Below are 11,513 nucleotides of genomic sequence, written 5' to 3'. Positions count from 1 at the left end.
GCGGCACGCGGTATGCGAAAAGAAATCGTTTGCGAAAAATAACAGCGCCGCTCACGGCGCACACAACGGGCGGGAACACGGATGGCGAGTTGGCAGGCCAGATTGGCGGCATACATGGTGCGGCGGCGGGTCAAGCCGGCACTGGGCGACATGAGCGACATCGGCAAGGTGCGCTCGGTATTTGCAACACGGCTGCCGTCGCCTTCCGGCGTGCGCTACCGGCCAGCCACGCTCGGCGGCGTGCCGGGCGAATGGGTCGAAGCCGATGCGCCGGGCACGGCGGCCTGCACCCTGCTGTACCTGCATGGCGGCGGATTCGTCGGCTGTTCGCCGCAAACCCACAGGCCGCTGACCGCGGCGCTCGCGCTGCAGGGCATGCGGCTGTTCGTCCCTGACTACCGGCTGGCGCCCGAACACCCGTTCCCCGCCGCGCTGGACGACGTGCGCGCTGCCTGGGACGCGCTGCGCGCTGACGTTGCCGCGGACGGCGCCGGCCGCCTGGCGGTGGCCGGCGACAGCGCCGGCGGCAACCTCGCGCTGGCGCTGATGCTCTCGCTGCGCGACGCCGGCCAGCCGCTGCCCGACGCGGCCGCGCTCTTTTCGCCGAGCACCGACCTGACCGGCGCCAGCCCGTCGCTGCTTGCCAATGCGGCGCGCGACGCGATGTTCGACGGCGCCGCGCTCGGCCGGCTGGCCGACGCCTACCTCGCCGGCGGCGACCCGGCGCAGGCGCTCGCGTCGCCGCTGCTGGCGGACCTCGCAGGCCTGCCGCCGCTCTTGGTGCATGTCGGCGAAAACGAAGTACTGCGGGACGATGGGCTGCGCCTGGCAGACAAGGCGCGCGCTGCCGGCGTGCAGATCGAGCTGGCGGTATTCGACGTGGTGCCCCATGTCTGGCAGCTGTTCTGGCGGCTGCCGGAAGCAAAGCGCTCGGTGCGCGAGGCTGCGCGCTTCCTGTGCAGCGCCGGCGGCCCGGACAACGTGCCCGTGGAAGACGTGATCATCGTCGGCGCCGGGTTGTCCGGCATCGGCGCGGCATGCCACCTGCAGACCCGTTGCCCCGGCAAGCGCGTGCTGATCCTGGAAGGGCGGGAAAGCATGGGCGGCACCTGGGACCTGTTCCGCTATCCGGGCGTGCGCTCGGACTCGGACATGTACACGCTGGGCTACGCATTCCGGCCGTGGACGCAGGGCAAGGCCATTGCCGACGGCCCGGCCATCCTCGACTACATCCGCGACACCGCGCGCGCTTACGGCGTGGACCGCAAGATACGCTATGGCCAGCAGGTGAAGGGCGCGCGCTGGTCGACTGCCGACGCCTGCTGGACGCTGGACGTGGCGCAGCCGGATGGCCGCGTCATCCAGATGCGCTGCAATTTCCTGTTCATGTGCGCCGGCTATTACCGGTACGCCGAAGGCTACCGGCCGGAATTTCCCGGCGAGGAGCGCTATGCCGGGCGCATCGTCCATCCGCAGCACTGGACGCCGGACATCGACACCGCGGGCAAGCGCGTGGTCGTCATCGGCAGCGGCGCGACCGCGATGACGCTGGTGCCCAGCATCGCGGCGCATGCCGCGCATGTGACCATGCTGCAGCGCTCGCCGACCTATGTGGTGGCCCGCCCCGCCAGCGACGCGCTCGCCAACCGGTTGCGCAGGCACCTGCCTGCAATGGCGGCATACCGGATCACCCGCTGGAAGAACGTGTTCCTCGGGATGTTTTTCTATCGGCTGAGCCGGCGCCGGCCGGAACTGGTCAAGCAGCGGATGATCGCCGGCGTCAGGCATGCGCTCGGGCCGGACTACGATGTCGCCACCCATTTCACGCCGTCGTACAAGCCCTGGGACCAGCGGGTATGCCTGGTGCCCGACGGCGACCTGTTCGACGCGTTGAACAGCGGCCGCGCCAGCGTCGTCACCGACCATATCGCCAGCTTCACCGAGAGCGGCCTGCTGCTGAAGTCCGGCGCGCGGCTCGATGCCGACATCGTCGTCACCGCGACCGGCCTCAACCTGGAAGTGCTGGGCGGCATCCGCGTTGCGGTCGATGGCGTCGACATCGACCTGTCCCGGACGATGAATTACAAGGGCATGATGTTCAGCGACGTGCCCAACCTCGCATCGTCATTCGGTTATACCAATGCGTCCTGGACGCTGAAGTCGGACCTGACCGCGATGTATGTCTGCCGGCTGCTCAAGCGGATGGACCGCACGGGAATGCGGCAGTGCACGCCGCGCCGCAGCGACCCGGCGATGGCCGAGGAGCCGGCGCTGGACTTCACGTCCGGCTACGTGCAGCGCGGGATAGGCCGTTTTCCGAAGCAGGGCGCGAAGGCGCCGTGGAAGCTGTACCAGAACTACCTGCGCGACCTGCTGAGCCTAAGGTGGGGCAAGGTCGACGACGGCGAAATGCATTTCGGGAATCCGGGCAAGGACCCGGTGCGTGGCCTGTAGCGCGGATCGGGCGGGGCGCTGCCTGCGCGGGCAGAGGCTGACGAGTGCGCTCATCCTCGGCATCGGCTGATGCCGAATAAGCTAATGTGAAACGCTTCGTTGGGTACGTCGGGCTAGCCGTTACAATCCGCCCAATACCAGAAGTCATGCTTCTTATCGAGAGGATTGCCGATGATTCCAGCACTGCAAACTGCCGCCGCTTTACAGCCGCCCTTGTTCCTGGCCGCGTCGCTGGCGCAAGCACAATCGTTCGCGCGTCCGCGTCTGCGCTCGCGATCGGCGCCGCCGCCGACCTTGCTGCACCATACGCCGCATGCGCCGCAGCGCGAGAAAATCCTGGGCCTGCCGCTGGTGCGCGGGCTGGGCGGCGATGCGCTGACATCGTCGGCGCTGCGGGCGCTGACGGCCGGCAGGACCGTGCATCTGGCGATGTTCTGGGGCTTTCGCAGCCTGCTCCCGGCCGAGCAGGGCCTGAATGCGGCCGAACGCAACACCCTGCGCGGCTTCCTCGACATGGCGCAGTCGCTGGGCGCGCATTGCAAGCCCGTGCTGCTGCTGGCGGACGCCCATGCCGCGCATAACGGCATTCCGGCCGCGCTCTCGGCGCCTTACTACGACGTCGTCGCCAGCCAGGCCAAAGGGCTGGGACTGCGCACGGTCATGCTGAGCAGCATCATGGCGTCGCTGGGCATGACGCCGCAGCAGCTGGCCGGGCAGGGCAAGGCGCTGGTGCTGCGTCCCGGGCAGGCCGGCGGGCCTGGCGCCACCGCGCTGACGCCGGATGAATGGCGGCAGCTCAAGCTGCAGTCCAGGCACCTGTGCGCGCGCTTTCCGCAAGTCTTTCCCAAGCCATCGGGCGAGAAAGCCAAGCGGGCCCTGCACGAGTCGCGGGCGCTGGCCTACGTCCAGCTGCGCGCGGCCGAAGGACGCCACCTGCTGCCTGCGTTGAAGGCTTGTTTCGGCGGGGAATCGGTGCTGCCGGTGCACCTGTCCGACCCGGCCACCGAGCGGCTGGGCGTGCATGGCCTGCATGTCTACGCAATGAATGCCGACAATGAGCGGCAGGTCGCCATCCCCTGGCGATAAGTCGCAACGGCTGTGGTGAAATTCATTTCCAGGGAATGGCGACTGTCGCTCCATCGAACGGGTTCTCGCAGGGCCAAGCGGAATCCGGAAGGCCGACCGCGAAGGCTCAGCGCGCCAGCCGGCGTCGCGGCCACGATGGCTGCCCCGTGAGCGGCGTCATGCCGGACCGGGTTCAGGCATCGTCCATCTGGTTGATCCACTGCAGCGCCCGCAACAGCGCCGCATGTTCGGCGGCGGAAACCGCGCAGTGGGAAAGGACGAAGCCGGCTTTCTGGACCAGCCGCCTATCCTTTTCGATCACGTAGCAGGCATGCCAGCGGCCTTCATGCTCGCGGGCCGCGCCGGAAACCGTATACCCCTTGAACAGCACTGTTTGCGGCATGGCGCACCCGCTGGAAGAGTGTTGGATGGTCCGAGATTGTGCTGGTTTCCCGCGTTGGCGGGAAGACCCGTGACGCTACAGCAGCGACTTTGCCTGCGACAGCACGGTGTCGCAAACCTGCTTGGTGACCTGGGCCTTCAGGCCGCCGCCGCCCAGGTCCAGCTTGTTACCGCTGGCGCTGTTCAGGATGCCCTTGGCGCCGTCGCCATAGCCGCTGTCCGACTTTGCCGAACCGCCGGGCAGCTTGCCCATCAGCGCATCCTTGACGCCGGAAGCGGCATTGCCGTTGAGGTAGTTGTTCCTGATGCAGAATTCCAGGATGCCGGCGACATTGCCGGTGCTGCCGGCCGTCATCGACTGGCCGGACAGCGCGCCGCCCAGTCCACCCAGGGCGCCGGACGCGCCGGACCCGCTGGAGGCGCCAGCTCCCTTGGCCTTGTCGAGCAGGTCCCCCAGCTGCGCGTGGGCGCTGGCGGCCGGAAACAATGCAGCCGCCAGCAGGCTGGCGGCGACGAGGCGTGGCAGGGTGGCTTTCATGACGCTTCCTTTCCTGGTTCTGAACCGTGGGTTTACTCGCCGCTCGCGGCGGCCCTGGGCTTGCGCCCGCGGCCGGAACGCGCGCCGGTGCGCTTTTGCGGCGCGGCAGCGGCGTCGCCGTCGGCGTCCATCGGCGCCGGCGGCGCAGCTTCCTCCGCATCCATTACCGGCGCGACTGCGACCGGTTCGGCTGGCGCATCCGCCTTCGGCTTGCCGCGCGCCGGCTTGCGGGCGCTGCTGCGCATTGCGCGGCGCTGCGCGTTGCTGATCGGCAGGTCGATTTCGCGGGACGGGGTCGGCGTCGGCATTTCGACCGCTTCGTCCTGCGGCTCCGGTGCGGCGGTCAATTCTTCCGCTTCTGCCGGCCGTGGGGCCGGGATCGGCTCGTCGGCGGGCTGTGGCGCAGGCATCACGGCATTGCGGCGCTGGGAAGCGGTCTTGCGACCGCCGCGCCTGCCACGGCCATCTTCACGCGCCGGCGCGGCCGGCGTCTCGTCGTCCGCGGAACGGTCGTCTTGCGGCAGTTCTTCTGCATCCGCATTCGTTTCCGCGTCGACTGCGCTGTGCAATGCCTGCACGGATACGTCTTCCGGCGCGGCATGGCTGTCGACTGGCGCAGCGGCGTCATCCTGGGCGGGCGATGTGTCGGCAATGGCGCCTTCGAGCGGCGCGGCGCGGCCATTGCGGCGACCGCGGCCCCGTGGGCGTTCGGCCGCTTCCGGCGCGGCAGGTGCGGCGGCGGGTGCGCTCGTCGCAGTTTCAGCGGCCGGCGCGGTTGGCGTCACGGCGGCGGCCGGGGCTGCGCTGGCTTGCGCCTGCTGCGCCGCCAGCGCCGCTTCGGCGGCCAGCGCCCGGCTGCTGCGGTAGACATAGGAACCGGACTTGTCGTCGCGGCCGATCTCGAGCAGGCCGCGTCCCTGCGCCTCTTCCAGCAGGTTGCCGAAGGTGCGGAAACCGAAATACACCTCGTTGAAGTCGGGCTTGCGGCGCTTGATTGCCTGCTTCAGCGCCGACGCCCAGATCTTTCCGTTGTCGCCGCGCTCGGCCATCAGCGCCTCGAAGGTTTCCGATGCCAGGTCGATTGCGCGGTTCTTGCGCACTTCCAGGCTTTCCTTGGGCTTCAGTTCTTCTTCCACCTGCGCCGGGCGGCGCGCGGCGGCCGGGGTCTGGCGGGTTTCGCGGCTGGCCGCGGCCCGGCGGCTTTCGCGGACCAGGTCGTCGATGAAGATGAATTCGTCGCAGTTGGCCACCAGCAGGTCGGACGTGGAGTCCTTGACGCCGACGCCGATCACGTATTTCGCGTTCTCGCGCAGCTTGGACACCAGCGGCGAAAAGTCGGAATCGCCGCTGATGATGACGAAGGTGTTGACGTGGGACTTGGTGTAGCAGAGGTCCAGCGCATCGACCACCAGGCGGATGTCGGCCGAGTTCTTGCCGGACATCCGCACGTGCGGGATCTCGATCAGCTCGAACGAGGCCTCATGCATCTGCGGCTTGAATTCCTTGTAACGGTCCCAGTCGCAATAGGCCTTCTTGACCACGATGCTGCCCTTGAGCAGAAGCCGCTCCAGCACGGGCTTGATGTTGAACTTGTCGTATTTCGCGTCGCGCACGCCGAGCGCGACATTCTCGAAATCGCAGTACAGGGCCATGCTGATGTTGTCGTTGGGTGCAGCCATAAAATGTAAATCTCCGATAAGTGTTGTTGTCCGGAGCAGTGCCGCGGGTAGGGCATGCGTGGCTGCGTCATGCGCAACCGGGAGTCAAGGCTCCGGATGATGTGTCTGGCGTGCCGGCGTTCGCTGCCGCGTCGTACCTGCGCAGCCTTTTCAGGCGCATGCCGGATGGTACGCCCGCGCCATTATAGAGAGCAATGGGTTTCGCCACCGGAAAGTGGCTGCCGGAAGCGAATCGGCGGCGGGTATTGCCGCCCTAAAATGCGCACCGATGCGCGGTTCGCTGCGCAGCGGCGGACAGGAATCAGCGGCGCCGGACCGGGTCGGGCGTGTAGTCGCTGCCCAGCCAGGCCTCGAAATGGCCGGGGCGGGTGCTGTTCTCGAAACCGTTCATCCGGCTCAGCCGGGGCACCGGGACGCCGGCCGCCGACAGCGCCTTCTGGACGGTCAGCGCCGCTTCCCTGTCCTCGTCCCGGAAATACCGCACGTCGGCCACGCTCGGGCCCTTGTTCATGACCTTGACGTCCACCACCTTGATGCCCTGTCCCGCCAGCTTGCGCGCCATTGCCTGGAGCCGGTCGCGCTCGCGCTGGCTGCGCACGTGGATATATACGGTCGGTGTGCCGCGGGCCGCGATCGGGCCGGATGCGGCGGGTGCTGTGGGCGCTGTGGGCGCAGCGGATGCGGTGGGCGCTGCGGGCGCTGCGGCTGGCGCTTCGGATGCCGGCGCCGGAGCCGGTGCTGTTGCAGCCATCGACGGCGCCGCCATTAACGGCGGCGCAGGGTTTGCCGGCTTCGGCTGGGGTGCGGCGGTTTCCGCTTCCCTTGCGGCTGCGGCATCCTTGCCCGGGCTGGCGATGCTTGCCGCTGCCGTAGCTTCCGGTTTGGCCGGCGCCTGGTGCCGGTAGGCGTAGAAACCGGCGGCTGCCGCCAGCACGACGGCCAGCAGCGCCATCGGGGCCTTGCTGCGCGGCGCGGCTGCGGCCGGCTCCGGGGTCCGGGCCGGCGGGTCGGCCGGCGTCGGCAGCACGGCGGACGGCTCCGGCGCTGCCGGCGGCGCGAGGTCGGCTTCCCGGTATGCCGAGAACGACGGCTCGCGCCTGGTGATGACGGGTTCGGGTTTGGGAGCCGGCGATGTCTGCGACTGCGACTGCGACTGCCATTGCGACTGCGGTTCCGGTTCCGGTTCCGGTTCCGAGGCCGGCTGGTCCTGGATGGCGCGATCGGCCAGCGTGTCGTTCACGATGGTGTCGTTGCCTGCCGGCTGCACGCGCTGCACGGGTTCGACATCGGCAGGCGGCTGGCCGCTCTCGGCGGGCCGCGGCGGGGCCGGCGGGATCGCTTCCCGGGGTTGGCCCGGCGCTGCTTCATCGCCCGGCGCGATCGCGGTCAGCCGTTCCAGCAGCATCCCGAACGAGCGGTCGCGCCGCGACGCCCGGCCGGCATCCGGCGCCGCTGTTGGCGTCTCGTCGCGGCTGTCGCCGATGCCGCCGGCCGGCATGCGCAGGCAACCGTCGCCGATGCCCGGAATCCCGTCCTGGAAACGGCCGAGCAGGGATTCGGCCGCTTCGTCCTGCACCAGCAGGAAATGCACGTCGAGTTCGTCGTCGTTCGCCATCTGCACGAACGCCTGGTCGAACGCGGCATTCCGGGGATCGTCGGCCGGCTGCGCCAGGTAGTCGTCGAAGCGGTCGAAGATCACCAGCAGCGAACGGCGTTCGCGCGACTGCAGCCGGCGCAGCCCTTGCGCCAGGCTCTCGCCCGGTGCGGGGGCGACGTCCGGGTGTGCGCTGAACAGGGCTGCGGCCAGGTCGGCGAGCGGGTCGCCGCGCCAGCGGTCGAACAGCACGCTGGTTTCCGCATGCGCGGTCAATTTCGCCGCCTCCTGCAGCGCCGGTCCGGCGCGATGGCCGGATTCCAGCGCGACAGTCACCCGCGAAATGCGTGACAGCGCCAGCACGCCGGCCAGGAATTCACCAGTGCGCGGCGCGAGTTCGCCGGTGCCGGTGTCGAAACTATCGCTGTTGCCCATAAGCCCTGCCTCGTATGAAGGTCTGGCTTGCTGCCAGTTTTGTTGGAATGTCATCAGTTTAAGGCTGTGACATTATGCTATGCATCAATTCTCAACCGATTAACGCACGTGTGACCGAAATCAAACAGCGCGGCAGTTCGGAAACCCAGTTACGGCCTCAGAAACGGCGCGCCGCTTTCGGTTTTTTCGGCTTCTTCGGTTTTTTAACCACCTGGCCGGCCGCATCGGTCATCGGCACACGGTGCTCGGGCACGAAGCCGGGTTCCTCGATGCGCTGCAGCGGCGTTTTGGTCAGCATCTCGATTGCGGCCAGCTGCGGCACTTCGTCCGCGGCCACCAGCGACAGCGCCTCGCCCTGGGCGCCGGCGCGGCCGGTGCGGCCGATGCGGTGGATATAGTCTTCGGCCACCGTGGGCAGGTCGAAGTTGATCACGTGCGGCAGGTCGTCGATATCCAGGCCGCGGGCCGCGACATCGGTTGCCGCCAGCACCTGCACCTCGGCCGCCTTGAAGCGTTCCAGCGCGCGCAGCCGGGCCGGCTGCGGCTTGTCGCCGTGGATCGCGTCGGCCCGTATGCCGTGCGCCAGCAGCGCCTCGACCAGCAGGTCGGTGCCCTTGCGGGTCTTGACGAAGACCAGCACCTGCTTCCAGCGCTTCTTTTTCAGCAGGTGCAGGAACAGCTCGGTCTTGCGTTTCTTGTCGACCGGGATCATCCACTGCTTCACGCCTTTGGCGGTGGTGTTGCGCGGCGTCGCCTCGATCGACAGCGGCTGCCGCAGCAGCGTGTTGGCCAGGCCGCGGATCGCGTCCGAAAACGTCGCCGAGAACAGCAGCGTCTGCCGCTGCGCCGGCAGCAGCGCGAAGATGTCGTTGAGTTCGCGCGAGAAACCCAGGTCCAGCATCCGGTCGGCCTCGTCCAGCACCAGCGCTTCGAGCTGGCCGAACTTCAGCGCATTCTGCCGGTGCAGGTCCAGCAGCCTGCCCGGCGTGGCCACCAGCAGGTCGGCGCCGCGGCGCAGCTTCATCATCTGCGGATTGATGCTGACGCCGCCGTAGGCCAGCGCCATGCGCAGCGGCAGGTTCTGCCCGTACGCGCAGAAGCTGTCGTAGACCTGGACCGCCAGTTCGCGGGTCGGCACCAGCACCAGCAGGCGCACCGAGTTGGCCGCCACCTGCGGGCCCTGCATCGTCAGGCGCTGCAGCAGCGGCAGCGCGAAGCCGGCGGTCTTGCCGGTGCCGGTCTGCGCAGCCGCCATCAGGTCGCGCCCGGCCAGTACCGCCGGGATCGCCTGCGCCTGGACCGGGGTGGGCTTTTCATAGCCCAGCGTGTCGAGCGCGCGCAGCAGGGGGTCGATCAGGCCGAGTGTAGGGAAGGTCATCGTGGGTCGGGGCAAAGCCGCCATTATCGGCGAAGCGGCCGCCCGCGGCCGGGGATTCTTCCGGCGCCGCGCCGCTGCCGGCGCAGGCATGACTTCCGGGCCGATCACGTCCTGCCGCGGCTATACGTTCCGAATCGTCACCAGCTTCGACAGCCCGAGGAAATTCACATTCCGGGCCGACACGACTTCCCAGTCGTGCCGCAGCACCTGCTCGTTGTAGCAGAAGTCGGAGCGGAAACCGATGCGGTCGGCCAGCGATCGAACCGCGCGTTCCAGGAGCCACCAGAATCGGCTGCCGCTGAAATGGTTGAGGATCAGGATGGTGCCGCCCTTGCGGCAGACCCGGCGGATTTCCGCGACCAGCTTCTCGGGATTGGGCGTGACCGACAGCACATAGGGCAGCGCGACGCAGTCGAAGTAGCCGTCCGGGAAATCCATGTGCTCCGCATTCATCTCGCTGAGCTGGATATTGTGGTCGGGAAGCTGTTCGGCGCGCCAGCGGGCGATGTCGAGCATCTCGCTGGATACGTCGATGCCGACGATCTCGGCATTGCCCGGGTATTGCGACAGCGTGAGGCCGGTGCCCACGCCGACTTCGAGCAGGGACTCGGGGCGGACGGAGCAGGCCGCTTCGGCCAGCGCCCGCCTGCCGGGCTCGAATATGGCGCCGAACATGCGGTCGTAGAGGGGCGCATAGAAGCGGTAGGTGCTGACGACATTGTCGACGGAGACTTGTTTCATACGGTCACAATTCTAATTGTCAAATTGGAATCAGAGCAGTTTGAAATTCAGAAAGTTCTCGGAATTTTGCGGGAATATGCAAATTTCCGGCGCGGCGGCTGCCAGGCGGCACTGCAACGCGGTTGCCGGCGCCGTCTCAGACGGCGACATTGTCCTTGGCGGCCGCCTTTTCCGCCGCAACCATCGCATCGACCTTGCCGCCGCGCAGCCACCAGAACAGCACGGCCATCATGAACGGGCCGATGAAGAGCCCGATGACGCCCATGGTCGAGACGCCGCCCAGCAGGCCGAACAGCACCGCCAGGAAGGGCAGCTCGACGCGCCGCCCGATCAGCTTTGGCCGCACGAACTTGTCGACCAGGAACAGCTCGAACGCGCCCCAGCAGAACAGCCCGAGCGCCGCGCCGGCATGGCCCTGTCCAAGCAGCAGCAGCGACACCAGCGTGAACGACAGCGGCGCGCCGCCCGGGATCAGCGCCATGTAGCCGGTGACGACGCCCAGCAGCACCGGCGCCGGCGCCCCCGCTATCGCATAGGCGATGCCCAGCACGATGCCTTCGAGCAGCGCCACCGAGCACAGGCCCAGCGCGGTGCCGCGCACCGACAGCGGGAACAGCCGGCGCAGCACCGCGTAGTAATTGGGAACGATGCGCAGGCCGGCGCGGTCCACGTACTTGACGACCGCCGGCCCCTGCACGTAGAGCACGAACAGGGTCAGCATCGCCAGGAACAGGTAGAGCGCATTGGCCAGGATGGTCGGTCCCAGCGTGCTCACCGTGCTCGTCAGGTGCGGCACCAGGTCGCCGGCCGTGGTGCGCAGCAGCGTATTGAGCCCGCCGGGCACGGCCAGGTGTTCCTGCCACCAGGCCAGCACCGGCTTGGCGACCAGCGGCAGGCTGGCCAGCCATTCGGGCGGCGGCACCCCGGTCTGGTTGAGCTGTCCCAGCAGCCGTTCGACGGTCGACACCTCGTTGCTCAGCGTGTTGAACAGGAAGATCGACGGCCCGCTGAACGACAGCAGCAGCGCGCCCAGCAGCGTGGCGGCGCTGCCGACCGGCGACCAGCCGCGGCGCAGCAGCTTCTCATGCAGCGGCCAGGTGATCACGGCCAGCAGGCAGGCCCATGCGAGCGAACCCAGGAAATGCCTGAGCAGCATCATCAGCGTGACGACGAACAGCACGGGCAGTAAGGCGGAGAGTGGGAACATCGCGCAATGATTGTGTAAAA

Annotated in this window: 9 protein-coding genes and 1 pseudogene; 3 read left to right on the top strand and 7 right to left on the bottom strand. The window is 68.1% G+C overall.

Translation table 11 applies throughout. The features are described from left to right. Window positions 1-81: 81 nt before the first annotated feature. The 3 genes and pseudogenes from QOL82_RS22210 to QOL82_RS22200 all read left to right on the top strand — a co-directional run. A pseudogene (locus tag QOL82_RS22210) lies at window positions 82-888 on the top strand (alpha/beta hydrolase); the annotation flags it as partial. 45 nt (window positions 889-933) lie between these two features. Further along, window positions 934-2,454 (top strand): flavin-containing monooxygenase, encoded by a 1,521-nt coding sequence (locus QOL82_RS22205; protein WP_283444537.1) that lies wholly within the window; start codon window positions 934-936, stop codon window positions 2,452-2,454. A 171-nt stretch (window positions 2,455-2,625) separates the two neighbouring features. Beyond that, window positions 2,626-3,540 (top strand): hypothetical protein, encoded by a 915-nt coding sequence (locus tag QOL82_RS22200; protein ID WP_283444503.1) that lies wholly within the window; start codon window positions 2,626-2,628, stop codon window positions 3,538-3,540. A 172-nt stretch (window positions 3,541-3,712) separates the two neighbouring features. Here the strand turns inward: QOL82_RS22200 and QOL82_RS22195 are convergent, their stop codons facing one another. The 7 genes from QOL82_RS22195 to QOL82_RS22165 all read right to left on the bottom strand — a co-directional run bounded on the left by QOL82_RS22195 (window position 3,713) and on the right by QOL82_RS22165 (window position 11,493). After that, window positions 3,713-3,922 carry a hypothetical protein gene (locus tag QOL82_RS22195; RefSeq protein ID WP_283444502.1) on the bottom strand — a complete coding sequence of 70 codons (210 nt, stop codon included), beginning with the start codon at window positions 3,920-3,922 and terminating at the stop codon, window positions 3,713-3,715. Between the two features lie 75 nt (window positions 3,923-3,997). After that, complete coding sequence (locus QOL82_RS22190; protein ID WP_283444501.1) at window positions 3,998-4,459, bottom strand: DUF2501 domain-containing protein; 462 nt, start codon at window positions 4,457-4,459, stop codon at window positions 3,998-4,000. Between the two features lie 32 nt (window positions 4,460-4,491). Continuing rightward, the gene (locus QOL82_RS22185) at window positions 4,492-6,138 is read right to left on the bottom strand and encodes an NYN domain-containing protein (RefSeq protein ID WP_283444500.1); all 1,647 of its coding nucleotides are present in this window, start codon (window positions 6,136-6,138) and stop codon (window positions 4,492-4,494) included. A 301-nt stretch (window positions 6,139-6,439) separates the two neighbouring features. Further along, window positions 6,440-8,167 (bottom strand): SPOR domain-containing protein, encoded by a 1,728-nt coding sequence (locus QOL82_RS22180; protein ID WP_283444499.1) that lies wholly within the window; start codon window positions 8,165-8,167, stop codon window positions 6,440-6,442. A 157-nt stretch (window positions 8,168-8,324) separates the two neighbouring features. Next, entirely contained in the window at window positions 8,325-9,545 is a 1,221-nt protein-coding gene (gene rhlE1 / locus QOL82_RS22175; RefSeq protein ID WP_283444498.1) for an RNA helicase RhlE1, read from the bottom strand. Between the two features lie 120 nt (window positions 9,546-9,665). Then, window positions 9,666-10,286, bottom strand: coding sequence for a class I SAM-dependent methyltransferase (locus QOL82_RS22170; protein WP_283444497.1), 621 nt, complete (start codon window positions 10,284-10,286; stop codon window positions 9,666-9,668). Window positions 10,287-10,422: 136 nt separating this feature from the next. After that, on the bottom strand, window positions 10,423-11,493 hold the full coding sequence (locus tag QOL82_RS22165; protein WP_283444496.1) for an AI-2E family transporter: 1,071 nt from the start codon (window positions 11,491-11,493) through the stop codon (window positions 10,423-10,425). Window positions 11,494-11,513: the final 20 nt, after the last annotated feature.

The sequence above is a fragment of the Noviherbaspirillum suwonense genome (assembly GCF_900182955.1).
Lineage (GTDB): Bacteria > Pseudomonadota > Gammaproteobacteria > Burkholderiales > Burkholderiaceae_D > Noviherbaspirillum_A > Noviherbaspirillum_A suwonense.
The sequence above is the reverse complement of the archived record's forward strand: the minus strand, read 5'-3'. Positions and strand labels throughout refer to the sequence as shown.

Bases quoted from the DNA above. Each gene is read 5' to 3' on its own strand.
- QOL82_RS22200 (WP_283444503.1), top strand. From the start codon at position 2,626: ATGATTCCAGCACTGCAAACTGCCGCCGCTTTACAGCCGCCCTTGTTC.
- QOL82_RS22195 (WP_283444502.1), bottom strand. From the start codon at position 3,922: ATGCCGCAAACAGTGCTGTTCAAGGGGTATACGGTTTCCGGCGCGGCC.
- QOL82_RS22190 (WP_283444501.1), bottom strand. From the start codon at position 4,459: ATGAAAGCCACCCTGCCACGCCTCGTCGCCGCCAGCCTGCTGGCGGCT.
- QOL82_RS22185 (WP_283444500.1), bottom strand. From the start codon at position 6,138: ATGGCTGCACCCAACGACAACATCAGCATGGCCCTGTACTGCGATTTC.
- QOL82_RS22180 (WP_283444499.1), bottom strand. From the start codon at position 8,167: ATGGGCAACAGCGATAGTTTCGACACCGGCACCGGCGAACTCGCGCCG.
- rhlE1 (WP_283444498.1), bottom strand. From the start codon at position 9,545: ATGACCTTCCCTACACTCGGCCTGATCGACCCCCTGCTGCGCGCGCTC.
- QOL82_RS22170 (WP_283444497.1), bottom strand. From the start codon at position 10,286: ATGAAACAAGTCTCCGTCGACAATGTCGTCAGCACCTACCGCTTCTAT.
- QOL82_RS22165 (WP_283444496.1), bottom strand. From the start codon at position 11,493: ATGTTCCCACTCTCCGCCTTACTGCCCGTGCTGTTCGTCGTCACGCTG.